This is a genomic window from Flavobacterium faecale (assembly GCF_003076455.1).
Classification (GTDB): domain Bacteria; phylum Bacteroidota; class Bacteroidia; order Flavobacteriales; family Flavobacteriaceae; genus Flavobacterium; species Flavobacterium faecale.
The window spans coordinates 3,341,356-3,367,731 of sequence record NZ_CP020918.1 but is presented as its reverse complement, the minus strand read 5'-3'; the positions used below and the strand labels follow the sequence as shown (position 1 = coordinate 3,367,731).

20 protein-coding genes are annotated in these 26,376 nt (G+C 35.4%); 13 read left to right on the top strand and 7 right to left on the bottom strand.

Features of this window, described 5'->3' with window-relative positions:
- Positions 1–7: 7 nt before the first annotated feature.
- Together FFWV33_RS14375 and FFWV33_RS14370 are read left to right on the top strand one after the other, a co-directional pair.
- Entirely contained in the window at positions 8–1,465 is a 1,458-nt protein-coding gene (locus FFWV33_RS14375) for an aldehyde dehydrogenase family protein (RefSeq protein WP_108741549.1), read from the top strand.
- A 95-nt stretch (positions 1,466–1,560) separates the two neighbouring features.
- Positions 1,561–2,592, top strand: coding sequence for an L-rhamnose/proton symporter RhaT (locus tag FFWV33_RS14370; protein WP_108741548.1), 1,032 nt, complete (start codon positions 1,561–1,563; stop codon positions 2,590–2,592).
- Between the two features lie 75 nt (positions 2,593–2,667).
- On the opposite strand, the gene FFWV33_RS14365 is transcribed toward FFWV33_RS14370, so the two are convergent.
- Both FFWV33_RS14365 and FFWV33_RS14360 read right to left on the bottom strand, forming a co-directional pair.
- Positions 2,668–6,960: a hybrid sensor histidine kinase/response regulator transcription factor gene (locus tag FFWV33_RS14365; protein WP_108741547.1), complete on the bottom strand. Its 4,293-nt coding sequence runs from the start codon at positions 6,958–6,960 to the stop codon at positions 2,668–2,670.
- A gap of 23 nt (positions 6,961–6,983) precedes the next feature.
- Positions 6,984–8,015, bottom strand: a complete 1,032-nt coding sequence (locus FFWV33_RS14360; protein ID WP_108742566.1) for a LacI family DNA-binding transcriptional regulator — start codon at positions 8,013–8,015, stop codon at positions 6,984–6,986.
- 214 nt (positions 8,016–8,229) lie between these two features.
- Here FFWV33_RS14360 and FFWV33_RS14355 point away from each other — a divergent pair, with 214 nt between their 5' ends.
- The 7 genes from FFWV33_RS14355 (at position 8,230) to FFWV33_RS14325 (ending at position 15,950) form a co-directional block, all read left to right on the top strand.
- A complete protein-coding gene (locus FFWV33_RS14355; RefSeq protein WP_108741546.1) occupies positions 8,230–9,243 on the top strand; it encodes a zinc-binding alcohol dehydrogenase family protein in 1,014 nt (337 codons plus the stop codon).
- A 10-nt stretch (positions 9,244–9,253) separates the two neighbouring features.
- Complete coding sequence (locus tag FFWV33_RS14350) at positions 9,254–10,906, top strand: UxaA family hydrolase (RefSeq protein WP_108741545.1); 1,653 nt, start codon at positions 9,254–9,256, stop codon at positions 10,904–10,906.
- A 16-nt stretch (positions 10,907–10,922) separates the two neighbouring features.
- Positions 10,923–12,380, top strand: coding sequence for a tagaturonate reductase (locus FFWV33_RS14345; RefSeq protein ID WP_108742565.1), 1,458 nt, complete (start codon positions 10,923–10,925; stop codon positions 12,378–12,380).
- Entirely contained in the window at positions 12,377–13,204 is an 828-nt protein-coding gene (locus FFWV33_RS14340; RefSeq protein ID WP_108741544.1) for an amidohydrolase family protein, read from the top strand. Before FFWV33_RS14345 ends, FFWV33_RS14340 begins: the two co-directional genes overlap by 4 nt.
- An 11-nt stretch (positions 13,205–13,215) precedes the next feature.
- Positions 13,216–14,178 carry an aldo/keto reductase gene (locus tag FFWV33_RS14335; RefSeq protein ID WP_108741543.1) on the top strand — a complete coding sequence of 321 codons (963 nt, stop codon included), beginning with the start codon at positions 13,216–13,218 and terminating at the stop codon, positions 14,176–14,178.
- A gap of 102 nt (positions 14,179–14,280) precedes the next feature.
- Positions 14,281–15,606 (top strand): L-fucose:H+ symporter permease, encoded by a 1,326-nt coding sequence (gene fucP / locus FFWV33_RS14330; RefSeq protein ID WP_108741542.1) that lies wholly within the window; start codon positions 14,281–14,283, stop codon positions 15,604–15,606.
- A 2-nt stretch (positions 15,607–15,608) separates the two neighbouring features.
- The gene (locus FFWV33_RS14325) at positions 15,609–15,950 is read left to right on the top strand and encodes an L-rhamnose mutarotase (RefSeq protein ID WP_108741541.1); all 342 of its coding nucleotides are present in this window, start codon (positions 15,609–15,611) and stop codon (positions 15,948–15,950) included.
- Between the two features lie 68 nt (positions 15,951–16,018).
- On the opposite strand, the gene FFWV33_RS14320 is transcribed toward FFWV33_RS14325, so the two are convergent.
- Together FFWV33_RS14320 and fahA are read right to left on the bottom strand one after the other, a co-directional pair.
- Positions 16,019–16,810, bottom strand: a complete 792-nt coding sequence (locus FFWV33_RS14320) for an EcsC family protein (protein ID WP_108741540.1) — start codon at positions 16,808–16,810, stop codon at positions 16,019–16,021.
- A 298-nt stretch (positions 16,811–17,108) separates the two neighbouring features.
- Positions 17,109–18,392 (bottom strand): fumarylacetoacetase, encoded by a 1,284-nt coding sequence (gene fahA / locus FFWV33_RS14315; protein WP_108741539.1) that lies wholly within the window; start codon positions 18,390–18,392, stop codon positions 17,109–17,111.
- Positions 18,393–18,500: 108 nt separating this feature from the next.
- On the opposite strand from fahA, the gene glyA reads away from it, so the two are divergent.
- Together glyA and FFWV33_RS14305 are read left to right on the top strand one after the other, a co-directional pair.
- On the top strand, positions 18,501–19,775 hold the full coding sequence (gene glyA / locus FFWV33_RS14310; protein WP_108741538.1) for a serine hydroxymethyltransferase: 1,275 nt from the start codon (positions 18,501–18,503) through the stop codon (positions 19,773–19,775).
- A 178-nt stretch (positions 19,776–19,953) separates the two neighbouring features.
- On the top strand, positions 19,954–20,547 hold the full coding sequence (locus FFWV33_RS14305; protein ID WP_108741537.1) for a MiaE family protein: 594 nt from the start codon (positions 19,954–19,956) through the stop codon (positions 20,545–20,547).
- A 24-nt stretch (positions 20,548–20,571) separates the two neighbouring features.
- Here FFWV33_RS14305 and fumC read toward each other — a convergent pair whose 3' ends face one another.
- The gene (gene fumC, locus FFWV33_RS14300) at positions 20,572–21,957 is read right to left on the bottom strand and encodes a class II fumarate hydratase (RefSeq protein ID WP_108741536.1); all 1,386 of its coding nucleotides are present in this window, start codon (positions 21,955–21,957) and stop codon (positions 20,572–20,574) included.
- Between the two features lie 149 nt (positions 21,958–22,106).
- Between fumC and FFWV33_RS14295 the strand changes: the two genes are divergently transcribed.
- Complete coding sequence (locus FFWV33_RS14295) at positions 22,107–22,271, top strand: hypothetical protein (protein ID WP_108741535.1); 165 nt, start codon at positions 22,107–22,109, stop codon at positions 22,269–22,271.
- Between the two features lie 121 nt (positions 22,272–22,392).
- Here FFWV33_RS14295 and FFWV33_RS14290 read toward each other — a convergent pair whose 3' ends face one another.
- Positions 22,393–24,891: a TonB-dependent receptor gene (locus FFWV33_RS14290; RefSeq protein WP_108741534.1), complete on the bottom strand. Its 2,499-nt coding sequence runs from the start codon at positions 24,889–24,891 to the stop codon at positions 22,393–22,395.
- Positions 24,892–24,970: 79 nt separating this feature from the next.
- Entirely contained in the window at positions 24,971–25,315 is a 345-nt protein-coding gene (gene arsC / locus FFWV33_RS14285; RefSeq protein ID WP_108741533.1) for an arsenate reductase (glutaredoxin), read from the bottom strand.
- A gap of 131 nt (positions 25,316–25,446) precedes the next feature.
- On the opposite strand from arsC, the gene FFWV33_RS14280 reads away from it, so the two are divergent.
- Complete coding sequence (locus FFWV33_RS14280; RefSeq protein ID WP_108741532.1) at positions 25,447–26,361, top strand: CPBP family intramembrane glutamic endopeptidase; 915 nt, start codon at positions 25,447–25,449, stop codon at positions 26,359–26,361.
- Positions 26,362–26,376: the final 15 nt, after the last annotated feature.

The window sequence follows — 26,376 nt, the reverse complement described above, 5'->3', positions numbered from 1 at the left end:
TATCAAAATGAACCAAAATATTCAACATTACAAATGTTACATCAACGGAGAATGGTTAGATTCTTCGACTCGCGATAGTATTAAAGTAGAAAATCCAGCTAATCTGGAAGTTTTTGCAACGGTAACCGCTTGTTCGAAAGAAGATGTGCAATACGCCTTAGAATCTTCAGAAAAAGCCCAGCTCGCATGGCAATTGACACCAGCACACCAGCGTGCGTTATATTTGTTTGCTATTGCTGACAAATTGAAAGAAGAGCGCGATCACTTTGCCAAACTATTGGTTTTAGAGCAAGGAAAAACATTTCCAGAAGCACAAGGCGAAGTAGATGGAACGATTCAGTATTTAACATATAATGCCGAAGCCGCACGTCGAATTCAAGGTTCTATGTTTCCTTCTGAAAACAAAAACGAACATTTGGCGATCTACAAAGTACCTTACGGAGTTACTGTAGGTTTGTGCGCGTTTAATTTTCCTTTGGCTTTGATTGGTCGAAAAGTAGGACCAGCTTTGGTTACAGGAAATACTATGATTATTAAACCGCATGAATTGACACCAGTCACGGCATCAGAATTTTGTCGTTTGGTGCATGAAGTAGGGGTTCCAAAGGGAGTGGTGAATATGGTTGTAACTCAAAATGCAGAAGCAGCTTCGTTATTAGTTGAAAGTCCGATTACCAAATTGGTGAGTTTAACCGGTAGCACGCGCGCTGGAAGAGGAATTTACAAAGCAGTAGCGCATAATGTTACGGCTTTGACATTAGAATTAGGAGGAAAAGCACCTTTTATTGTTTGTGACGATGCCGATATTGAAAAAGCGGTCGAAGCAGCAGCTATTTCTCGCTACGCTAACTGTGGACAAGTTTGTATTTGTAACGAAATGGTGATGGTTGATGAAAAAATCGCCGATGAGTTCACCGATAAATTAATCAAAAGAGTGAAAGAAATTAAAGTGGGTGATCCATTCGACTCTTCTGTAAATATGGGGCCTGGAGTAAGTTCGTTAGGTATGGAGCGCATTGATGGCTTGGTGAAAAAGAATATTGAGCAAGGAGCAGAATTGGTTTTGGGTGGAAAACGTCCTGATGGAGCGATGTTCGAAAAAGGAAACTGGTACGAACCAACTATTTTGACAAACGTTAAAAACGATCATGTTACCATGCAAGAAGAGATATTTGGTCCAGTTTTGCCAATTATGAAAGTTTCTGGTTTTGAAGAAGCTTTGGCTTTGACCAATGCTCGTGAAGAGGGACTATCTGCATATCTATATACCAACAACTACAAGCGCCATATGACTGCGATTGACCAAATGCAAGTAGGAACAATATTTATTAATCGTGGAATTGTAGGCTACATTCAAGGATACCATTCAGGTCACAAAACTTCGGGAATAGGAGGAGAGGACGGCATTTATGGTATTGAAGGTTTCTTGCAAAAAAGAACAGTTTACCTAGATTACAACGATTAAAATAGATAAACAACTCAACAACCATTAGAGATAAACCAAATATGCCGTTTCTAATGGTTTTTTTATAAAAATAACAACCAATAAATATAATATCTATGGGAATAGGAATCTTTTGGGTCTTGATGGCCGCTGTTATGCTAGGTTTTTACGCCTTGCCAAGTAAATATGTAAAAAATTACGCTATCGAAAATACTTGGGGCGCATTTTGGATACTGGCCATGTTTGTCGTACCTGTTATTTCTGCTTTTGCACTTGTAGATGGATTAATAGAAACGTATAGCCAAGTATCCTCTTCATTATTTTTACTGATTTTAGGACTGAGTATTCTATGGGGAATCGGGAATTTGTTATGGGGAATAAGTATCTCTAAAATCGGAATGGCTCTTGGTTTTTCACTTTTAATTGGAGTAGGGACCTTGTCTGGCTCTTTGTTGCCATTTTTTATGGGAAGTGCCGACAAAATAGGAACTCCGGGTGGAATAGTGATTCTAGGAGGAATTTTTATCATCATGATCGGAATTATAGCCAACGGAAAAGCGGGATTATTGCGAGAGAAGTTCGAAAATAGTGAAGCTGACCAAACTAATATCGACCCAAATAAAATGAGGAACGGAATTATTCTTTGTGTAATTGGCGGAATTTGTGCGGCTGGTTTTAATCTTTCCTATCACGTGGCTGATAATTTGGGACATATTGGACAAATTTCGCAAGAACAATTTGGTAACCAACCTTGGATTGCTCGTATTGCCGTGATGTTGCCTTCGTTTATAGGTAGCGGAATTGCAACGGTGATCTATTTTAGTAATCAATTATCAAAAAATAATAGTTGGTCTAATTTTAAAGTAGCGGATAGCTCCAAGAATTTAGTTCTTTTATTGGTTATGGCAATTGTATATTGTGCCTCATTAATTATATACGGTTTGGGTGCTTATGATTTAGGTCCTTTGGGAACCTCAGTTGGATTTGCCATTTTTCAAACTGGTTGCATAATGGTTGCCAATCTTTTAGGTTTTTTTACTGGTGAATGGAACAAGGCAGGAGCACAAAGTAAAAATTGGTTGTTTGCAGGATTAACCATCATGACCATTGGAATTATTGTGGTTGCCTATGGAAATGCTATCGTATAGAAGTTATTAAAAATAAAAAAGCGGCTATTAAATTCAGTTTTAATAGCCGCTTTTTCTTAGATCACCTCAATAAACTTAAGCATCTGTTTCATCTTCTTCAATTAGGTCGTTGCCTTTCTCCGACTCACTTAACCTAATATACTTACTTGGAATCACACCAAATTGTTTTTTGAAGCATTTAGAAAAGTATGAGGCGGTGTTAAAACCAGTCATGTACATAATTTCTTTTACCGAATAATCGCTTTTTTCGAAAAGTTGAACGGCTCTTTTTAAACGAATATTTCGAATAAATTCACTTGAAGATAAACCTGTTAACTCCTTGATTTTTAAGTATAAATTGCTTCGGCTGATGTTCATTTCTTTTACCAACATTTCTACACTAAACTCGGTGTCCATCATGTGTTTTTCTACAATATCAATCGCTTGTTTCAAAAAGTTTTCGTCTGATGATGTGATGGTTACTTCATTTGGTTGTAAAGTGATATCACGATTAAAACGTTTTCTCAATTCTTCTCTATGCTTCAGTATATTCGATAATTTCAGTTCTAGAAGTTCTAGATTAAATGGTTTTCGAATATAAGCATCGGCACCATTTTGCAAACCTTCAATTTCTTTTTCTTGCGAAGTTTTTGCAGTCAAAATCACTACAGGTATATGACTTGTTTCTTGAGTGCTTTTCAATAAATTACATAGTTCGATTCCGTCCATAACAGGCATCATCAAATCGGTAATTACAATATTAGGCATGTGTTTTTTTGCAATCTCGGCACCCACTTGACCGTTTTCTGCTTCATAGATATAATATTTTTCACCCAACCCTTTTTTGATAAAAGATCGAATATCTGCATTGTCATCTACTACTAGCAATACCGGTAATTTGGACCTTGATCTTGAAATATTTTGGTCTGCAATATCATCCATCACGCTTATAGCATGGGATTCTGCATCCTCTTGACTAATAAAATCGGTGGCTTCAAAAACTTCGTGAAAATTCACACCCGCTCTTGCCTCAAAGGTCTCTTTGTTTTTTGGCAACCAAATATAGAACGTGGTTCCGTTTTCAGGATCACTTTTTACATTAACAATACCTTGGTGCAATTCGATCAAATTTTTAGTAAAAGACAAGCCAATTCCAGCTCCTTTTGCATTTTCATGACTAGTTAATACTTTGGCCGTATAAAAGCGTTCAAAAATATGTTGAATTCTGTGTGCGGGTACACCTGGTCCCGAATCTTTTACTTGGAGAATAATATAGTTTTCTTGCTTGATTTGCAAATCTATAAAATCGGGTTTTACAAAATCAATACCATCATAAATATCCAATTGCACAGAACCATTTTCGGGCGTAAACTTGAAGGCATTTGACAACAAGTTGTTAATTATTTTCTCGACTGCATCAGGATCAAACCAGGTTGCAATTTGTTGTCTTGAAGCACTTATTCCAAATGAAATACGTTTTTTTCGACTTAAAAATTGGAAAGGCTCACCAACTTCATTTAAGAATCCAACAATATCACTTTTGCTCAAATTCAAATTCATTTTTCCTTGATCCATTTTTCTGAAATCCAATAACTGATTCACCAAACGTAGCAAATAGTTGGTATTCTTGTGCATAAGGCCGTATTGTTCCTTCACTTCTTTAGCACTAATATTATCACCCTTGCTCATCAAATAATCCAATGGTCCTTTTATTAGCGTAAGCGGTGTTCTAAATTCATGCGAAATATTGGTGAAAAATTCGAGTTTCAAACGGTGAATTTCTTCATGTTTTTCTTTCTCCAAATGCTCCAATTCTAACTCATGTTTTTGCGTGGAACTTATAATTGTAAACCTTCTATAAAAATAAAGCAATCCAATAATACTTAGAAAATATAGAAAATAGGCAAAATTTGTACGGTAGAAAGGAGGGACCACAATGATTTTCAATGTCGTAGGTGTTTCGTTCCAAATTCCGTCATTGTTGCTTGACTTCACTAGTAAGGTATAGGTACCGGGGGCCAAGTTGGTATAGGTTGCCAAGCGGTTTTTTGAGGTAGTATATACCCAATCTTTATTAAAACCTTCTAATTTGTACGCAAATTGGTTTTTTCTTGGAGCCGAATAATGTAGAGCTGCAAATTCAATAGAAAAACTATTTTCGCTATACTTAAGCTCAATTTCTTTTATAGTACTTATAGACTCAGGCAAAATTACCCTTCCATTAAATTCGTCCCCAATAGCGATTAGCTTATTAAAGATGGACAAAGAAGTAATTACCGTTTTTGGCGGCGTTACATTATCTATAATCTCTGAAGGTAAAAAAGCATTAAAACCATTTACACCTCCAAAAAGCAATTCACCATCTCTTCGTTTAAAAAAAGATAATTCGCTAAATTCATTACTTTGCAATCCATCATTTACATCATAGTTTTTAACTTTATTGGTTTTTGTATTCCAACGTGATAATCCTTTGTTGGTGGATAACCACAGATTTCCAAATTCATCTTCCTGAATCCCTTTAATGACATTACTAGGTAAACCGTCATTTTCTGAAAATTTTTGAAAACTAACGGGTTGGTCACCTTTTGCTGGAATAAGTTTGTTTAAGCCTCCACCAAATGTACCCACCCAGAAATCCCCTTTTTTACTTTCGTACAAAGCCAAAATATAATTTTGACTTAAACTTGAGGCATTTTTAGGATCATTTTTATACACTTTAAATTGAGGAACTTTGCTTTTTATTTGATTTTTTGGTAGTTGGCTAAGTCCATCACCAGTACCAAACCAAATATTTCCTGCTCTGTCCTCATAAATGGAACGTATAATGTTATTGGGTATGCTTGTTGGATTGTTTTCGTTTTCATACAAAACATCTTTGATGTATACGCCTGGGGTTGCCGTTGCGAGCCATCTATGTACGCCTGAGCCATAGGTTCCAATCCAGATATTTTTGTTTTTATCTACCAAAATAGCAAATACGCTCAAGTTTATACCCACAAAAGGCTTTAATGAGGCGGCAGATATTGTGTTGGGATTGGTTATATCAAGTTGGTACAAGCCAGACTTAAACTCGCCACCAATTAATAATTTTTTTGTTGCTCCTTCTTGTACTTCTGCAAATGCAAAAATCTTAGACATCTTTGAAGGAACACTATGAAAGTTACTGTAGGTAAGATCATTTTTGTCGGAATAGTTCAAACCACCGCCTTCTGTACCAATCCATAGATATCCGTTACTATCTTCAAATACTGCACGTACCTTATCATTGCTGATACTATTTGGGTTTAGATCTTTTTTAATGTGCTTAAATTTTTTGATATTTGGGTCAAACTTATTTACGCCACCACCGTTAACACCTACCCATAGCATTCCTGCCTTGTCTATGAATAGTGATTTAATATCATTTTTACTTAAACTGAAATCTGGGTTTTTTAAATCATTGGTATAAGTAGTAACTTTTTTAGGAAGATTCAAGGGAGATGAATTTTCAAAACGTACTAAACCATTGCTTGAAGAAGCCCAAAAATATCCCTTGTCTGCTAGTAAAATACTATAGCTACTATCATCAATTTTCTCAAAAGAGTAGGATTCTCCATCTTTGTTTGTTTGAATATATAAGCCTATAGATGTCCCTAACATTAAACGTCCAAATTGATCAAAATCTACAGCACGAATGACAACTGAATCAAGTTCACTGCCTAGATCTAAAAGTTGAAAAAATAATTCTCCTTGTTTATCACGTCTAAGTTTGAATAGTCCATTGGCGCTACTTAAAAAAATATCACCATTACTTCCTTCTAAAAAAGTGTAATAACTGTTACGCTGATAGGTCATTCCATTACTTAAAAGATTGACTCCTATTTGATTGAATTTGGCTTGTGATAAAGGTTGGTTTAAATCAAGCATGTTAACACCGCTTTTTGATCCAATCCATAATCTGTTTTTTGTATCTCTAAATAACGAATTGACTGTATTACTTGAAATAGTCGAAAAATCACCTACTTTATTTTTAAATTGAGTAAATGTTTCTGTTTTTTTATCGAAAAAATTAAGACCGCCACCAGTAGTTCCAATCCATAAATTTCCTGCTTTATCATCAACTATATTCCATATTAAATTACTGCTAATTGTTTTTGAGTCGTTAACGGTAGGAGAGAACACGGTAAAATTGTATCCATCGTACTTGTTTAGTCCGTCATGCGTTCCAAACCACATAAATCCTTGACTATCTTGAAAAATAGCATTAACATCGCTTTGAGACAAACCATTTTCGGTCGTCAAATGTACAAATGCATTCTTTTTTTGGGCGCTTGTAGTAGTTAGCACAAAAAAGAGGAGTAGGAGCGAGATGTAACGTGTGATATTTGGTTGGTTAGGTAATAGTGGCATTGTTATTTTATTTTAATTAGATGTTATAAGCTTTTTTTTCTTGAAGAATCTCGAATTATAAGTTCGGGTTCAAGGATAATTTTTTTAAGTTTAATTTTCTCATTAGGATTATTAATTCGCTCCAAAAATGCTTCGGCTGCTAATTTTCCTATTTGGGCACTATGTTGATTAATTGTTGTTATAGAAGGGGAAGATAGCGATGTAAAAGGCTCGTCACTAAATCCTATCAAAGCGATTTCTTCAGGAATTTTTATATTATTTTCTTGCAGCACTTGTAAAGCACCTAAAGCAGCATAATCACCAGCGGCATAAACAGCGTCTGGTCTTTCAGGCATATCTAATAATTGTTTCATTATTCTCCTGCCGTCTTCAACTAATAAATTACTTTCGATGATCATATCTTCATTTAATGGTAATCCGTATTTTACAAGCGCATCACGATACCCTTGAATTCTGTCTTTGTAAATACGAATATGGTTAAATCCTGCGATATGTGCAATTTTTTTGCAATTTTGTTCGTGGAGATGTTCAATAATCAAATGGCTACTTTTATAATCGTCAATACCAATATAATCTACATTAAGTTCATCTTCACCTCTGTCAAATAGTACTAGTTTAACACCTTTTGTTTTGATTTTTTCATAATAGTCCAAGCAAATTGTTTCATTGGCCATGGAGGCGATAATACCATCAACTTGGATTCCTAATAAAGAATCAATGCTCTTACATTCTTTATTATATTGTTCATTAGACTGTGTCATTACAATATTGTACCCATTCTCGTTTAGCACTTCTTCCATGTTTTGAACTACTGAAGAAAAGAAGTTACTATTCACCCTTGGTACAATTACTCCAACCAAATTAGATTTTCCTTTTCGCAAGGCACTAGATAAGGTATTGGGTTGGTAATCTAATTGTATAGTCATCTTTTTTACGGCTTCTTTCGTTTTATCACTTATTCTAGGATGATCACTCAGCGCTTTTGATACAGCAGAAGGGGTGAGTCCCAATGCTGTAGCAATATCTTTTATGGTCGATTTTTTTTTTATTTCCAAAATATTTATATATTTGTTCAAACGATTGAACAAATATAATTTGTTTTTATTTAAAATCAAAACAAATAGTTTAAATAGTGTAATTATATAACTTACTGATTAAGTAGGTGTTATGTAGTTTTATTTCTATAGAAGATTTTAAATAAATTCTTATTTTGATATTTATGTTCAATCGATTGAACAAAATGAATTAAACCTATTATTTAGCTAGAAAATGAAATATATTGTTTGCGAAAAACCAGGAGAATTTATCTTAAAAGAAAAAGAAGCTCCGATTAGAAAAGAAAATGAAGCCTTATTACAAATTAACAAAGTTGGAATCTGCGGAACCGATTTACATGCTTATGCAGGTAATCAAGCCTTCTTTACTTATCCGCGCATCTTAGGGCACGAGTTAGCTTCTACTGTTTTAGAAATAGGAGAGAATCCTGAAGGAATAGTTGCAGGAGATAAAGTGGTTGTGATGCCCTACATCAGTTGTCAAAAATGCATCGCTTGTCGCAATGGTAAAACAAATTGTTGTACAAATATTAAAGTTTTGGGCGTGCATACTGATGGCGGAATGCAAGAACAAATTACTGTTCCAACCAATATTTTATTGAAAGCAAATCATTTGTCACACGATCAAATGGCAATTGTTGAGCCTTTGGCAATTGGGGCACATGCTATTCGTAGAGCAGCTATACAACCAGGCGAAACTGTAGCTGTGGTGGGTTGTGGACCAATCGGAATCGGAATTATGAAATTGGCTCAAATTGCTGGTGCCAAAGTAATTGCGATTGATATGAATGAGCAACGTTTGGCTTATGCTAAAGAAAAAATTGGTGTTGATTATGTTGTAAAAGCAGGAGATACCGCTGTTGAAGAAATTACAAAAATCACCAACGGTGACTTATGTACAGCTGTATTTGATGCGTCAGGAAATAAATACGCTTTAGAAGCTTGTCCAGATTACATGTCACATGGTGGTCGTTTTATATTGGTAGGTTTATCAAAAGGTGAATTGACATACACGCACCCAAAAATACATGCTAAAGAAATGACTTTGATGTGTAGCCGTAATGCAACTACTGAAGATTTTGAACACGTAATCAATGTACTAGATCAATTCCCAACAGAATCTTATATCAGCCATTCAGTGCCATTTACTGAAATGATCGAAAATTTTGATAGTTGGTTAAATCCAGAAAGTGGTGTGATCAAAGCAACTGTAGTTTTTAATTCGTAATTCAAAGATCATGTCAAAAATTTTTGTACAAATACATCCAAACGACAATATTATTGCAGCCCTTATTGATTTACCAAAAGGCACTGTAATTGCGCATAATGGAGCCGATATTGTTTTGGTCGAAAACATCAAGCAAAAACATAAATTCACAACAACTGATTTGGCTGTAGGGGATCTAATTTACATGTATGGTGTTTTAATCGGAAAAGCAACGCAGCCCATAGCCAAAGGAGCAGCTATTAAAACTGAAAATGCCAAACACGCTTCGGCAGATTTTAACGTTTCGCAGGAAAAATTTAGTTGGAAAGCACCCGATATTTCAAAGTTTGAAGGAAGAACCTTTAACGGTTACCATAGAGAAGACGGTTCTGTAGGTACGGGTAATTACTGGTTGGTGATTCCGCTTACTTTTTGCGAAAATAGAAATATTGACGTGCTCGAAGGTGCACTAGCTGATAAATTGGGATACCAAACCAAAAAAGATTTTGCAGTAGATACCGACGCACTGATTCAACAATACAAACAAGGTGCCTCTACAGAAGAGATATTGAATACACCAATTATCGCTACCAAAGAAGAAATAGCAAAAAACAGACTTTTTCCTAATGTTGACGGAATAAAATTCCTGAAACACGATGGAGGTTGTGGTGGTACTCGTGAAGATTCACAAGTTTTGTGCAATTTATTAGCGGGATATATTGTGCACTCTAATGTAGCGGGAGCCACTATTTTTAGTTTAGGTTGTCAAAACGCACAAATCGAAATGCTGCAAGAAGCTATCAAAAAATTAGATCCAAACTTCTCTAAACCCGTTCATTTTTTAGAACAACAAAAAAGTGCAAGTGAGAGACAGTTAATAGAGGAGGCGGTGAAACATACGTTTCTGGGACTAATTGAAGCCAATAAAATAGAAAGAAAACCAGCACCTATCAGTAAAATCATATTGGGATTAGAATGCGGTGGATCAGATGGATTCTCCGGAATTTCTGCCAATCCAGCTTTAGGATACACTTCAGATTTATTGGTAGCCTTGGGAGGAACACCTGTTTTGTCTGAATTTCCAGAATTGAATGGGGTAGAACAAGATCTTATTAATAGATGTGAAACTACAGAAGATGCAACCAAGTTTTCGTCGCTCATGCGCGCCTATTCAGCCTCTGCGATTGCAGTTGGTTCAGGATTCGAAAATAATCCATCGCCAGGAAACATCAAAGATGGTTTAATTACCGATGCAATGAAGTCTGCAGGAGCTGCCAAAAAAGGAGGGACTTCACCTGTTGTTGAAGTATTGGATTATGCAGAAAGAATCACCAAACCAGGTCTTAACTTACTTTGTACGCCAGGAAATGACGTAGAATGTTCTACAGGTCTTGCAGGTTCTGGCTGTAATTTAATTGTTTTTACCACTGGTTTAGGAACACCTACGGGTAACCCAATTGCGCCTGTGATCAAAATGTCAAGTAATACCACGCTTTATCAAAAAATGAAAGATATCATTGATATTGATGCTGGAACGGTAATTACGGGTGAAGATACGATCGAAAGTATGGGCGAAAAATTATTGGAATACATTATCAAAGCAGCGAGTGGTGAGATTATTACCAAAGCCGAATTAAAGGGTCAAAATGATTTTATTCCGTGGAAAAGAGGGGTTTCTCTTTAATTTTAAATCGAAAAAAATGCAACAATTAAATAGAAAAACAGCCAATAAAACAGCTATTGCACCCGAAAGAATTATGCAATTTGGAGGAGGGAATTTCCTTCGTGCCTTTAGCGATTGGATGTTTGATGTATTAAATAAAGAAACTGATTTCGAAGGAAGTATCGTTATTATAAAACCGACTCAAAGAGGTGATTATGATGAACTAAAACAACAAGATGGTTTGTTTCATGTTGCTTTGGATGGTATTCGAAAAGGAGAATTAGTATCGACAGTTACCCTTGTTGAAAGTGTGAGTCGTGTGATTCAGCCCTATACACAATGGGATGATTATTTGAAATTGGCCGAAAGTCCAGATTTGAGATTTATTATTTCGAATACAACCGAATCAGGTATTCGTTTCTCAGAAACGGATCAATTAAATGATAATCCTCCACACGAATTTCCTGCAAAGGTGACCGTTTGGTTGCATCACCGTTTTCAATATTTTAAAGGAGATCATTCTAAAGGTTGTATTCTAATGCCTTGTGAATTAATAGAAAATAATGGGGAAGCTTTGAAGAAAGCTATCATCCAATATGCGCATCATTTTAATCTTTCATCTGATTTTGTTGCTTGGATCGAAAATTCCAATTATTTCTGTAATACGTTGGTAGATCGTATTGTCTCTGGATACCCAACAGACCGTGCCGATGAAATTTTAAAGCAAATTGGTTATAATGACCCCTTATTGGTGGCTGGTGAAGACTACCACAGTTTTGTAGTACAAGGGCCAGCAATTGTGCAAAAAGAATTGCCTTTTTCACAAACCAATTTGAACGTACAATTTGTAAATGATATAAGTGCTTATTGCGAAATGAAAGTGCGTATTCTTAACGGAGCACATACTTCTTTGGTGCCTGTTGCCTATTTAGCAGGTCTTCGAACTGTTAAGGAATCGATGGAAAACCCGAATATTTTACAATTTGTAAATGAAGTTTTGGCAGAAGAAATCACAAAAACGTTACAGAATTTCCCAGAAGAAGAGCTTGATTATTTTGTGAATGCTGTTTTGGATCGATTCAAAAATCCAACATTAAAACATTTCTTAATCAGTATTTCTTTAAACAGTACCTCCAAATTTATGGCGAGGTTATATCCTGCTTTAAAAGAATATACAGAAAGTCAAGGACAGTTACCAAAACGTATTGTTTTCTCCCTTTCTTGCTTAATTCGTTTTTATAAAGGAGAATACAACAACGAAATTATTCCAATTAACGATGCTACCGAAACATTAGATTTTTTCAAAATGATTTGGAGTCAAAAGGATGCAGGTACAATTGGGTATACAGAACTAGTGCAAAAAGTAATAGGAAATGTAGCTATTTGGGGAGAAAACCTAACAACAATTCCAAATTTAGTTGAAACTGTAGCTTCTAATTTAGAGGCATTAGAAAAAAACGGAATTGAAGCTTCTATTAAAAATCTAGTGTCATGATTATAGATTCTCATCAACATTTTTGGCAATACGATTCCAAAAAACACGAATGGATAGATGACCAAATGGCGATTATTCGTCGTGACTTTTTGGCTGAGGATTTAGATAAAGTTTTTCAGGAAAATCAGATCGATGGTTGCGTTGCTGTTCAAGCAGATCAAACGCTGGCAGAAACTGATTTTTTGTTAGAACTCGCAACGGAGAATGATTTTATAAAAGGAATTGTTGGGTGGGTAGATCTTAGAGCTGAAAATATTGAAGGTATTCTACAAATGTATAGTTCGTTTTCGAAATTAAAAGGATTCAGGCATGTGGTTCAAGGCGAATTAGATCCTAATTTCCTGCTAAGACCCGAATTTCTACGAGGTATTGCTGCTTTAGAAAAATACAATTTCACTTATGACATTTTAATTTTCCCACATCAACTTGGAGCCACTTTAGAATTCGTTAAAAAATTTCCGAAGCAAAAGTTTGTCATCGATCACATTGCAAAACCATACATAAAGGACGGTTTTTATGATGGATGGGCGACATTAATGTTGGCTATTGGTGCACAAAAAAATGTGTACTGCAAAATATCAGGGATGACTACCGAAGCCGATTATGACTCTTGGAGTCCTGAACAAATTAAACCGTATTTCGATTTAGTATTAAAAGCATTTGGACCCGACCGATTATTGTTCGGTTCTGATTGGCCAGTATGCTTAGTGGCTGGGAATTATACAAAAACAAAAGATTTAGTAACACAATTTATTGGTCATTTGACACCAGAACAGCAAAATGCTATTATGGGACAAAATGCGATTAATTTTTATAACCTTTAATAGTAAATAAAATGAAAATAAAACCGACTTATATAAAAGGGGATTATACAAAAAGTGATTTTTTTAATAATCAAAGCCGTCTCGTTTGTGGGTGTTCTGGTTTAGGAGGAGTATGGAGACCTATTGAGGAATCAGACGCTGTGGGAACATTAATGTATGCATTAGAAAACGGAGTTCGTGTATTTGATACGGCACCATCTTACAATAGATCACAGGAATTTTTAGGTAAAACTTTAAAGTTATGGACTGGAGAAAGACCTTTTATCAGTACAAAAGTAGGACGATTAAAAGCGGATAGAGCGGATGAATGTATTGTAGATTATTCTCCAGAAACCATGAGAAAAAGTGTTTATGAAAGTTTAGAAACTTTAGGCATAGACAAGATCGATCTATTGTTTTTACATGAGCCACATTTAGTGCCAGTTGAAAAAATGGACGAAATTATGGATTGTTTGAATGGATTGAAAAAAGAAGGGGTTGTAAAAATGTTAGGAATTGGAGGGAATCCAACAGAAGCTTTTTATCCACATATGATTAAAAAGAACTTTGATGCTCTTTCTGGATTTTTAAAAATGGATGCCTGTAACCTATCGGGTTATGATAGAGATATTCCTCAAATTCGTAAGGAAAACATCGCTTATTATGCAGCTTCAGCTTTGCATATGGGATTATTGGGAAGACGATTGGAAGAATATAATGCTGATAGACCAGATAATGAATGGATTACTAATCTAGATGTAGATACAGCCCTTAAGATTAATGAGATAGCTGTTAAAAATAACATTCCATTGTCTCGATTAGCATTAAGATACGTCTTCTCTATGGAAGAAGCAGACAGAGTAGTGGTTGGACCAAGTAAAAAAGAACAAATGGTTGATTTACTTAATGCTTGGGAAGAAGGTAAATTAGAGGAATCTATATTTGACGAAATTACAGAAACTATCATTGCTGCAAAATTAGCAGCAACGAATTAAAAAAAATAACCAAGAACGATTTCTAATAATTTAACCTAATTGTTGTTTTTGCCTAATGAAAAGTTTAGGTATAGCAGCAGATCACTATTATAACCACAAATTATGAATACAACCGTGAATAAACCAGTAGTCCGCAAAGAGCTACTTTTCCCCTTTATTATAATTACATCTTTATTTGCTCTTTGGGGTATTGCAAATGATTTAACTAATCCGATGGTTTCTGCTTTCAAGAAAGTAATGCCAGAATTATCCAATATGCAAGCTTCATTAGTGCAGTTTGCTTTTTATTTCGGTTATTTTTTTATGGCTTTGCCAGCAGCACTTTTTATTCGAAAATACAGCTATAAATCTGGTATTATTTTAGGATTGCTGCTATATGCAACCGGAGCATTTCTATTTTATCCTGCGGCAGCTTATCAAGATTTTAACTATTTTCTAGTGTCATTATGGATTATTACCTGTGGTCTGGCTTTTTTGGAAACTACCTCAAATCCATTGATTTTGTTTTTGGGTGATCCAGAAACGGCAACGCAACGATTGAATTTGGCACAAGCTTTTAATCCCATCGGATCATTGACAGGGATGATTATGGCACAAGTTTTTGTGATTAACTCATTGCGTTCAGATGACTACACGGCTGATGCATACAAAGCACTATCTTCTACAGAGGTAGCAGCAATACGCGAAAATGATTTAGGTATCATTAGTATTCCATATATCGGTCTGGGAGTTTTAGTGTTGGTAATTTTAGGTGTTATTATTATGACCAAAATGCCAAAAACACCTCAGGAAGATAAAATGTCATTGTCAGAATCGTTTTCGAAATTGTTTGCTAACAAAAATTATAAATTAGGAGTAGTAGCACAAGCTTTTTATGTAGGTGCTCAAATTATGTGTTGGACGTTCATTTTTCAATATGTTGACAACGTAAATCTAACTTTTGGTTTGGAATTAACAGCAACATACTACAATGTGGCGGCAATGATTTTGTTTCTTACGGGTAGATGGATTGGTACAGGACTAATGAAGAAAACAAATCCTTCAAAAATCTTGATGTTTTTTGGAATCGGTAGTGTAATTTGTTGTGCTGGCGCAATCGTGCTACAAGGTATGCCAGGATTAATTTCGCTAGTGTGTGTATCTATTTTTATGTCTATAATGTTTCCAACAATTTATGGTATCGCATTAAAAAACATGGGAGACGAAGCAAAAATTGGATCAGCAGGTTTGGTTATGGCTATCGTTGGAGGAGCTTTGATGCCTGTATTGCAAGGAAGTATTTTGGATTGGGGAGGTCCTGGATTTTCAGATATGAAAATTTTAGGATTTATTCCAGAAGTTAATTTCTCTTTCATTTTACCGCTAATCTGTTTGTCTGTAGTTACATTATATGGCTACATAACCTATCAACTTTCTAAAAAAGACTAAAAATGAGTACTAAAAGATTTTGTTTTTCGTGTGATCTAAAAGATGATTCGAAATTAATTGCCGAATATAAAGAATACCATGCTGAAGGTAATGCATGGCCTGATATCACAAAAAGTATCAAAGATGCTGGAATTGTTGACATGCAAATTTACCTAACCGGTAACAGAATGTTCATGATTATGGAAGTCGATAAAACGTTTGACCCTGCAAAAAAGTCAAAAATGGATGCCGAAAACCCAAAAGTACAAGAGTGGGAAAACTTAATGTGGAACTACCAACAAGAACTTCCTTGGGCACAGGATGGCGAAAAGTGGCTGCCTCTGGAAAAAGTTTTTCAGTTATAGGTTACCGTCCATAAAATAAAAATATACAGCATTTATCAAGAAGTTCGCTTCTAAGTAAATGCTGTTTTTTATTGTATATGTCCAAGATTGTGGTACACTTTTTTGATTGCTTCAGATCCATATTTTCTTTCTAATTTTCGAACAATAAAATGTCCTTTGGCCATATCTTGAAAATGATCAATAAAGATGGTGTTGATGATTGCGCCACCTGCAGCACCTACCAGCGGGACTGCTTGAGCTGCTGCTTTTTCAGTAATTTGAATACTGAAACGTTCTGCTACTTTTGTAAGTATTCGTAGTAATATCGGTAAACCTTCTTCTGTAAATCCCTTTGCAGCGATGTATTCTGCAGATTCTGCAATGGAACGTGCCAATAGTGTGCGCACAACAAAATAACCACTCTCGGTTCCATCGTCTGTAATGGTACGCCCTCCCAAAGCAAAAACTTCTAAACAAGCTATTTTTGCAGCTGTGGTATCCAGTGATTCTCCTTGCGATCGTGCTATTTCAGCAATGGAGCGTAACATGATTGTTGTTGAAATCGGTAGCTCAATAGCCAAAGCGGGTAGTCCTAAAAAGCCGCCCAATCCTCCAGTCACGGCTACTCCAAACTTGTGCCATTTATTAGATGATGGCGTGCCAGGTGTATTAGAAATAGTAAAAATAGCCGCTTCAGAAGCTTTCATCAGCGCTTTTTCGGTGATGGCACCAATTTTTGCAGTCCAATCTTTGGGTAATTTTTCCAAACCCATTTCGATAGGTCTACCGATGTAGTTTGTTATTTTGGCCGCCATTCCAGGATTTTCTAGTAGATTTTTGGCTTCTAGTAATTCTTGATGATCTGATTGAGTAAGTGTCATTGGTGATTATTTTAGTACTAATTTAAGCAATATATCTTAAAGTTATTTTATACCAAATGCATTTATAATTTAGTCTAAAACCTTTTGGTTTGCTGTCGATTCAATATGAAGACAATGCTCCCGACGCTTAGGGAGGATTATTTTGACGCAAGCCTGAAAGTGCAAAGGTGGAAAGCAATCTGTAATCGATTGGTGTTCCAGCAGGAATATTTTAGATAAAAAAAAATCGGATTTTGCTGAATTGACTTTTCTAAAAGCTTCTCAACAAAATCCGATTTTTATCTAGCTTTAAAAGCTATTATTTTCTAACGAATGGAGGTAATAATTTACTTGAAATTTCACCAAAACCAATTCGAACTTGACTGTTTTTACAATGTCCTGTCATGATTACAGTATCGTAGTCATTTATAAATTTTCGTTCGGTACCATCAGATAATTTTATTGGGTTTTTACCACCCCAAGTCAATTCAAGCATCGAAGCGTAGTTCTCTTTTGTAGGTCCAGAAATTGCTCCAGAACCCATCATATCTCCCGAATTGATTCTGCAACCACTTGATGCATGGTGTACAAGTTGTTGGTTCATAGTCCAATACAAATGTTTGAAATTGGTTTGACTCACCACGTTTGCTTTACCATTTTCTGGCTGAATGGCCACATCCAAATGAATATCAAAAGAGTGTTTACCTTTTTGTTGCAAATAGGGAAGTGGACTCGGAAATTGTTTTGGTCCAGGAACTTTAAATGGCTCTAAGGCATCCATGGTCACAATCCAAGGCGAAATAGAGGTTGCGAAATTTTTCGATAAAAAGGGTCCTAATGGCATGTACTCCCATTTTAGGATGTCTCTAGAAGTCCAGTCATTCATCATCACCATACCAAAAATATAGTCTTCGGCTTCGCTAATCGGAATCATTTCACCCATTATATTCGCATCTGTAGTAATAAATGCCGTTTCAAGTTCAAAATCAACTGAACGTGAAGGGCCTATTGCTGGAGTAGTCTCACCTGATGGCAAACTCTGCCCCAAAGGACGGTGCACTGGAATTCCCGAAGGTATTATGGTAGAGCTTCTACCATGGTAGCCTACAGGGATATGCGACCAGTTTGGTAATAAGGCGTTTGTTTCATCACGATACATTTTCCCCATGTTGGTAGCATGTTCTTTACTAGAATAAAAATCGGTATAATCACCTATTAGTACAGGCAATTGCATTTCTACATCTGTTATATTGAAGATTACAATGTCTTTGTGCTTGTCATTGTCTTTCAGCTTTGGATTATTTTCGTCAAAAATATCCGCGATTCGATTTCGAACCAGCCTCCATGTTTTCTTTCCGTCAGAAATAAAGTCGTTTAAAGTATCTTGCATGAACATATCATCGGTCAATTCGATACCAGAGAAATAATTCATTTGTTGCAAAGCCCCCAAATCTATAGCATAGTCTCCAATTCGAGTTCCTACAGTAACGACGTTTTCTTTGGTAAGAAAAACCCCGAAAGGAATGTTTTGAATTGGAAAGTCGCTGTTTTCGTGAACTGTCAGCCAAGATTTTCTTTTGGTATCGTTAGCAGATATAGGCATATATAAGAATGTTTATTGTTGAAATTTTTTATATCAAATATATCATAATCTAGCTACTGAACAAACGTTTTTTTGTATTTTTGCGGTAAATTAACTAAATTGATAAAAATGCAACGCGACAAACAAATTTTTGACCTTATTATTGAAGAACAAGACAGACAAGTACACGGATTAGAACTTATTGCATCTGAGAACTTTGTAAGTGACGAAGTAATGGAAGCTGCTGGTTCAGCTTTAACAAATAAATATGCCGAAGGGTATCCAGGAAAAAGATATTATGGTGGTTGTGAAGTTGTTGATATCGTAGAGCAAATTGCCATTGACAGAGCGAAAGAATTATTTGGTGCTGTATACGCAAACGTGCAACCGCACTCAGGTTCTCAAGCAAATGCATCAGTATTTCATGCTTGTTTGCAACCAGGAGATAAAATCTTAGGATTTGACTTATCTCACGGTGGTCACTTAACTCACGGTTCTCCAGTTAACTTTTCAGGACGTGTTTACAACCCAACTTTTTATGGTGTTGAAAAAGAAACAGGTCGTTTAAACTATGATAAAATTCAAGAAATTGCTACAAAAGAGCAACCAAAATTAATTATTGCAGGTGCTTCGGCTTACTCTCGTGATATGGATTTTGAGCGTTTCAGAGTAATTGCTGATAGCGTTGGTGCTATTTTGATGGCAGATATATCTCACCCTGCAGGTTTAATTGCAAAAGGATTGATGAATGACCCAATTCCTCATTGTCATATTGTTACTACTACAACACACAAAACATTGCGTGGACCTAGAGGTGGATTGATCTTGATGGGGAAAGATTTTGAAAACCCATGGGGATTGAAAACTCCAAAAGGTGAAATCAGAATGATGTCTTCATTACTAGATTTAGCAGTATTCCCTGGAAATCAAGGTGGACCATTAATGCACATTATTGCTGCAAAAGCAGTTGCTTTTGGTGAAGCTTTGCAAGATGAATTCTTTACTTATGCTCGTCAATTACAAAAAAATGCAAACGCTATGGCTGATGCTTTTGTAAAAAGAGGATATGACATCATCTCAGGAGGTACAGACAATCACATGATGTTGATTGACCTTAGAAACAAAGGTATTTCAGGAAAAGATGCTGAAAATGCTTTGGTAAAAGCTGAGATCACTGTAAATAAAAATATGGTTCCTTTTGATGACAAATCTCCATTTGTTACTTCTGGTATTCGTGTTGGTACTGCTGCAATCACCACTCGTGGACTTGTTGAAGCAGATATGGAAACTATTGTTGAATTGATCGACAGAGTACTTACCAACCATACTGATGAAGCAGTTATTGAAGCTGTTGCTGACGAAGTAAATGATATGATGAGCGAAAGAGCAATCTTCGTTTACTAAAATTTCTATAGTTGAAGTGTTTAAATATTTAACGAATTATTTAAAGTTTAAAGTTTCGCAGTTGTCAGTGACGACTCGAAACTTTAAACTTTTTTAGCTTTAAACTAGGCTTAAACTATAAACAATATTAAACTACCTTAAACCTTTTAAACTTTTTAAACCTTAAACAAAATTTGTCATGGGCGTATTACGATTACAATTACCTACAGACCCTAGATGGGTAAATATTGTAGAAAAAAATATAGAAGAGATTTTGACTGACCATGCTTGGTGCGAACAGAAAGCCGCTACCAATGCAATCACGATCATCACTCATAACTCTGAGCACCAAGATTTGGTAAAAGATTTATTGGCTTTGGCTAAAGAAGAAATTGAGCATTTTGATATGGTCCACAATATCATCATCAAGCGTGGCTTGAAATTGGGTCGCGAGCGCAAAGATGATTATGTGAATGAGTTGTACCTGTACATGAAAAAATCGAATGATGGGAGCAGAGTTTCTGGTTTGGTCGAAAGATTGTTATTCTCAGCCATGATTGAAGCGCGTAGTTGTGAACGATTCAAAGTATTATCTGAAAATATCAAAGACGAAGAATTGTCTGTTTTTTATAGAGAGTTAATGGAAAGTGAAGCGGGACATTATACCACTTTTATCACCTACGCCCGTAAGTATGGAAAAGGAATTGACGTTGAAAAACGTTGGAGAGAATGGCTAGCTTTTGAAGAAGCGGTAATATCCAAGTACGGAAAAGGAGAAACAATTCACGGATAAAAAGGTTTTATCCGTGATTATTTTCTAGACCATATCTTCGGGTTTAACCCAAAGATCAAATTCTTCTGCTGTGAGATAACCCAATCTCACGGCTTCTTGTTTTAAAGTTGTTCCGTTTTTGTGTGCGGTTTGCGCAATTTCGGCCGCCTTATAATAGCCTATTTTTGTATTTAAGGCCGTAACTAGCATTAATGAGTTATTGAGCAATTCGGTTATGCGATCGTAATTGGGTACAATGCCATCTACACAATGAATAGTAAACGAATGGCAAGCGTCTGCAAGTAGTTCTGCAGATTGTAAAAAGTTGTACGCAATCATGGGCTTAAAAACATTGAGCTCATATTGGCCTTGCATACCTCCAACCGTTATTGCCACATCATTACCTATTACCTGCGCGCAAACCATTGTTACCGCTTCGCATTGCGTGGGATTAACTTTCCCAGGCATAATCGAAGAACCAGGCTCATTTTCGGGTAAAATAATTTCGCCAATTCCAGATCGTGGTCCAGAGGCTAACATTCTAATATCATTTGCAATTTTGTTCAAAGATACGGCGAGTTGTTTAAGTGCTCCATGCGACTCTACCATTGCATCATGTGCGGCCAGGGCTTCAAATTTATTTTCAGCAGTTACAAATTCAAGTCCGGTAAAATCAGAAATATAGCGAGCTACCAATTCTGAATAGCCCGCTGGCGTATTGAGTCCAGTTCCTACCGCAGTTCCGCCCAAAGCTATTTCAGACAAATGCGGAAGTGTATTTTTAAGCGCTTTGATACCGTGATTAAGCTGTGATACATAACCCGAAAACTCCTGTCCTAAGGTGAGTGGTGTGGCATCCATTAGATGTGTACGACCAATTTTTACTACATCTTTAAAAGCCATAGATTTTTGTTCAAGGCTATCTCTCAGTTTTTCAAGTGCAGGAATCGTTTGTTGCATAATACTGGTTTTTGCAGCAATATGCATAGCAGTAGGGAAGGTGTCATTGGAGGATTGCGATTTGTTAACATCGTCATTTGCTTTGATAAAAGGGGCATCTTCACCAATTTTCAACCCCTGATTTACTTGTGCACGATTAGCAATTACCTCATTTAGGTTCATATTACTTTGTGTTCCTGATCCTGTTTGCCAAATTACTAGAGGAAACTGATCGGCAAGACCTCCATTTATTATTTCGTCGCAAACTTTTGCAATGGCATCTCGCTTTTCTATGGCAAGCACTCCTAAATCGTAATTTGTGTAAGCCGCTGCTTTTTTTAAATAAGCAAAACCCGTGATGATCTCTTTGGGCATTGAAGCCGCTGGACCGATTTTAAAATTTGTTTTTGAACGTTCTGTTTGGGCACCCCAATAGGCATCTACAGGTACGGAAACCTCTCCAAGTGTGTCTTTTTCTATTCTAAATTTCATAACTCTATCTATTGATTTTTCTATAAAAATGACTTTTGATATTATAAAGGTACAAAAATGTATTTTTTATGTAAATTGATTTGTTTTTTTATTGTCAACAAAAGATATAAGTCCTATATTTGTGGCTACATTCAAAAATTCCGGAAAACATGTTTGAATTTTCACAGTATTTAGGCTTTTTACTTTTCTTAACCGTATTAACTATAGGTTTTTGGTTAATGTTCTTTCTTGTAGGTATCGTTCAATATTGGATTGGCGGTGCATTATATGAATTGTACAAAGAAAAGAAAGCAAAGAAACAAGAATCACTTTAATTTTAAATTGATTTGAAGTATAAAGGACTCGCAAGCGAGTCCTTTTTTTATGCCTTATTTATAAATTTCTATTGAATATAAAAGCCACTAAGAAAATCGTTTCCTAGTGGCTTTTAAAATTTTATCCAGCGAAATCGCCGCCTTCATTATCATTCCCTTGCGGTTTGCCTGGTTTTTCACCTTCGCCTTTTTTCTTGTTGAAACGATAGGTAAACGAAAGATTGATCTGTCTTACTCTAAACTGCATCGAAGTAAAGGAATCGATTTGACCAGGTATATTAGTTTCAAACCTTCTTTTACCACTGTTAAAAAGATCATTTACTGTTAGAGAAACCGTTGCTTTCTCTTTTAAAACATCTTTACTAAAAGCAAGGTTAACTATGGTCATGCTTAAATATTTACCTTGAATGCTTTTTTGAGGTGCAAAATACATTCCGTTTGTTTGCCAATCAATTTTATACGGTAAAGAAACCTTTGACGTTAATCGCGTAAACCAACCCAAAGTACTTTGATCAAAATTTTGATCCACTACAACATTATTAATATCGGTATAACTATAAAAACCACTTACTTTACTGCTAAACAAGTTCAAGTTGTTGTTTAACTTCCACCATTTAAAAGGTGAATAATTCAAATTGAATTCAAATCCATATCGATCTTCATCGGCTAAGTTAATTGGCGTGGTTAGAATTACTGGTGTAATCACTGTTTGACCATCAACCACAGATTCTACCGTATCCCCATTTGGTCTACGAATGAATTGGAATACCGAGTTACTTTTATTATAGTAGATAGACGATGTCAAAGTTGCTTTTCCAATTTTCGTCAAATAACCTAGCTCATAAACATCCGTAAATGATGGATTTAAATCAGAGTTTCCTTGAAAAATGTTTACATTACTCGAATATCGTGATGCAGGATTAATAAAACGTGAACTTGGTCTATTGATTCTTTTACTATAATTAAGAGAAATACTATTGTGCTCTGTCAATTGGTAGGTCAAGAATGCACTTGGGAAGAAATTGTCATATTTCTTAGTGTTGAAATTGTTCGAAGACAACAGATTGATGTTAATATTAGAATCCTCATATCTTAACCCTGCTAAATAGGAGAATTTATTTATTTTCGAACCAAATTGAGCATAAACTGCATTAATTTTTTCTTTGTATTCTAATATATTACTGTAGTTTGCATTGGGTACGTAGAGGTTGTTATCTTCAATTTTTCCAATTTCGTAATCGGTTGTAATAACTTTAAATTGTCCTTTATAACCTGCTTCAAATTGACTGTTCTCACCAATTGGCAATACATAATCACCTTGAAATATATTAGTAATGTCTTTTCCTTTGGTATTGTTATACTCGTTTGTCAAACTACTAGGTGTTCCAACTATTTGATCGGCAATAGTTGTAACGTCTTGATCTCTACTCGAAGCAGTAGAAAAATCTAAGGTTAACTTGTGACCGTCCTTTTTAAATTTTTTAGTAAAATTTGAGGTATACTGAAAGTCTTTATCTGTTGAAAATTGACTATTGTATCTATTTCGAACAAAAAAGTCTGTTCCTTCAAAATTGGATAAGTTTACGTCTTCTGGATTATTACCGTCTTGGTTTCTATATTTTATTCCATTGGTCCAAGTTATCGAAGGTGTTAAAAATAAATCGATACCAAAAGAAGTATTGAATCCATTACGTTCACGATTACGGTTGTTAACCTCATTGATAATCTTATTTAACGATCCGTCTTCATTTAAGTAATTGGTATTTGTGATAGTTTTTCCTGGAGAGTTACTATCATTATATCCAAAGTTTGAGAAAAAGTTGAAACGGTCTGTTTTATAATTTAAGTTGGTAGAAATGTCTAGGTTTTTTGGATTTCCTACAGTAGCTACCACAGATCCATTTACGCCATTTGTTTTTCCTTTTTTCAAAACAATGTTGATAATTCCAGCACCACCCTCAGCATCATACCTAGCAGATGGATTGGTGATTACTTCAACTTTGTCCAATGCATCAGAAGATATAGAGCGCAAGGCATCACTAATATTAGTCGCATTAGATGGGCGTCCGTCTATAAGTATACGCACGTTATCATTCCCGCGCAGACTTACAGTTCCATCTGTGTCTACGGTTACTGATGGCACATTGTTTAAAACATCACTTGCAGTACCACCTTTGACAGTCATGTCTTGGCCAACGTTGTAAATTTTCTTGTCTAATTTGATTTCAACTGACGACTTTTCAGTGGTAATTACGACTTCTTTTAATTGAGCAGCATCCTCCTCTAGTGAAAAAGTTCCTAGACTAGTTGATTTTTGAAGTAGTTTACCTTTGATTTCAATTGCTTTAAACGAAATGAATTCTACTTTAATGTTATAAGTTCCAGGAATAATATCTATAGAAAATTCTCCCTTTGGATCGGTTATACCACCTGTAATTCCTTTTGGATTTTTAGGATTGACAAAAGTGATCGTTGCGTACTCTAGTGACTGATTTGATATTTTTTCAATAACTTTACCTGTAATCTTAATTTTTGCAGGTGGAGGTCCTTGTTGGGCGAATGCAGTCAAGAATGTAAAAAATACAAGTAGACTGAAAAAGTGTTTTAAGTGCTGTTTCATTTTAAGTTGGCTTTTTGTTTTGCATGCTTTAAGTCTGTCCTATTTTGTCCGTTTAAAAAATAGTTACGACAGTTGAATGTTATTTGATAAAATCTTTAATTTTTTCTAAATCTCTAGCGATGATTGCTTTATTATCCCTAATTACAATCGGCCTTTCGATTAGAATAGGATTAGACGACAATATGGTAATCAATTCTTCGGTTGTAAATGATTTATTTTTAAAATTTTCTATCCAAAGCTTTTCCTTTTGTCTTACAATATCCATAGGACTTAGGTTTAATTTAGCTAATAAGGCCGTAAGTTCCTTTTCTGTAGGAGGATTTTCTAAGTACTTAATGACTTCAAAATCAATTGCGTTATCTTCTAAAAAAGCTAGACAATTGCGTGATTTTCCACATCGTGGATTATGATATACTTGTGTCATAGGTGTTTGTTTTTAACGTGATATAAGGATATTACTTTTAAAATATTAGGTTAATATTTTGAAAAAAAATAGATGAATCGGCAAAAATAGCATTTGAAATCCTATATTAGTCCTAATAAAACTATAAATTAATGTTTGTAAATCAAGGTGTTCGAATAGAGAATGAATTTTGGAAATATATTGTAGGGTCGCTAGCCATCATTTCGGCATCCTTCATAGGGCAACTGCCTTTAATTGGTGCTATTTTTTACGAAGTTTTTAAGAACAAAAAGCCCTATCCAACCACCAATCAAGATTTAATGCATTTTTTTGATTCGAATGTGACCCTGGTTTTAATTCTAATTCCTTCTGTTTTTGCTATTGTTGGGATTTATCTGGTGGTAAAGTACTTGCACAAACAAACATTTATGTCGGTAACTACAGCAAGACCAAAAGTAGATTGGAGTCGTGTAGCTTTTTCATTTGGATTATGGGCGGTAATAAGTGTTATTACTACTTTGATTTCTTATTATCAAAATCCCGCCAATTATGAATTCCAATTTGATTTGATTCCGTTTTTAGGGTTATTGGTCATTGGTACGATTTTAATACCCATACAAACCACTGTGGAAGAGTACGTTTTTAGAGGGTATTTGATGCAAGGTTTTGCTAATTTGTCAAAGAATAGGTGGTTTCCGTTGTTGCTTACCTCATTAATTTTTGGATTAATGCACTTGGCTAATCCTGAGGTTTCAAAAATGGGAAACATGATCATGGTTTACTATATAGGTACAGGGTTATTTTTGGGAATCCTTACCTTGATGGATGACGGTATGGAGCTCGCACTGGGTTTTCATGGCGCAAACAATCTTATTGCGGCATTGTTGGTTACCTCAGATTGGTCGGCCTTTCAAACCAACTCGATATTTAAGGATATTGCGGAACCAGAAGCAGGAATAGATATTATTTTGCCAGTCGTGGTCATATACCCGCTACTTTTACTTATCTTTAGTCGTAAGTACCAATGGACCAATTGGAAAGAAAAATTGACAGGAAATACACACTAACTATATAATAAAACA

Excerpts from the sequence above, each read along its gene's own strand:
- FFWV33_RS14375 (WP_108741549.1), top strand. The coding sequence starts at position 8 with ATGAACCAAAATATTCAACATTACAAATGTTACATCAACGGAGAATGG.
- FFWV33_RS14370 (WP_108741548.1), top strand. The coding sequence starts at position 1,561 with ATGGGAATAGGAATCTTTTGGGTCTTGATGGCCGCTGTTATGCTAGGT.
- FFWV33_RS14365 (WP_108741547.1), bottom strand. The coding sequence starts at position 6,960 with ATGCCACTATTACCTAACCAACCAAATATCACACGTTACATCTCGCTC.
- FFWV33_RS14355 (WP_108741546.1), top strand. The coding sequence starts at position 8,230 with ATGAAATATATTGTTTGCGAAAAACCAGGAGAATTTATCTTAAAAGAA.
- FFWV33_RS14350 (WP_108741545.1), top strand. The coding sequence starts at position 9,254 with ATGTCAAAAATTTTTGTACAAATACATCCAAACGACAATATTATTGCA.
- FFWV33_RS14345 (WP_108742565.1), top strand. The coding sequence starts at position 10,923 with ATGCAACAATTAAATAGAAAAACAGCCAATAAAACAGCTATTGCACCC.
- FFWV33_RS14340 (WP_108741544.1), top strand. The coding sequence starts at position 12,377 with ATGATTATAGATTCTCATCAACATTTTTGGCAATACGATTCCAAAAAA.
- FFWV33_RS14335 (WP_108741543.1), top strand. The coding sequence starts at position 13,216 with ATGAAAATAAAACCGACTTATATAAAAGGGGATTATACAAAAAGTGAT.
- fucP (WP_108741542.1), top strand. The coding sequence starts at position 14,281 with ATGAATACAACCGTGAATAAACCAGTAGTCCGCAAAGAGCTACTTTTC.
- FFWV33_RS14325 (WP_108741541.1), top strand. The coding sequence starts at position 15,609 with ATGAGTACTAAAAGATTTTGTTTTTCGTGTGATCTAAAAGATGATTCG.
- FFWV33_RS14320 (WP_108741540.1), bottom strand. The coding sequence starts at position 16,810 with ATGACACTTACTCAATCAGATCATCAAGAATTACTAGAAGCCAAAAAT.
- fahA (WP_108741539.1), bottom strand. The coding sequence starts at position 18,392 with ATGCCTATATCTGCTAACGATACCAAAAGAAAATCTTGGCTGACAGTT.
- glyA (WP_108741538.1), top strand. The coding sequence starts at position 18,501 with ATGCAACGCGACAAACAAATTTTTGACCTTATTATTGAAGAACAAGAC.
- FFWV33_RS14305 (WP_108741537.1), top strand. The coding sequence starts at position 19,954 with ATGGGCGTATTACGATTACAATTACCTACAGACCCTAGATGGGTAAAT.
- fumC (WP_108741536.1), bottom strand. The coding sequence starts at position 21,957 with ATGAAATTTAGAATAGAAAAAGACACACTTGGAGAGGTTTCCGTACCT.
- FFWV33_RS14295 (WP_108741535.1), top strand. The coding sequence starts at position 22,107 with ATGTTTGAATTTTCACAGTATTTAGGCTTTTTACTTTTCTTAACCGTA.
- FFWV33_RS14290 (WP_108741534.1), bottom strand. The coding sequence starts at position 24,891 with ATGAAACAGCACTTAAAACACTTTTTCAGTCTACTTGTATTTTTTACA.
- arsC (WP_108741533.1), bottom strand. The coding sequence starts at position 25,315 with ATGACACAAGTATATCATAATCCACGATGTGGAAAATCACGCAATTGT.
- FFWV33_RS14280 (WP_108741532.1), top strand. The coding sequence starts at position 25,447 with ATGTTTGTAAATCAAGGTGTTCGAATAGAGAATGAATTTTGGAAATAT.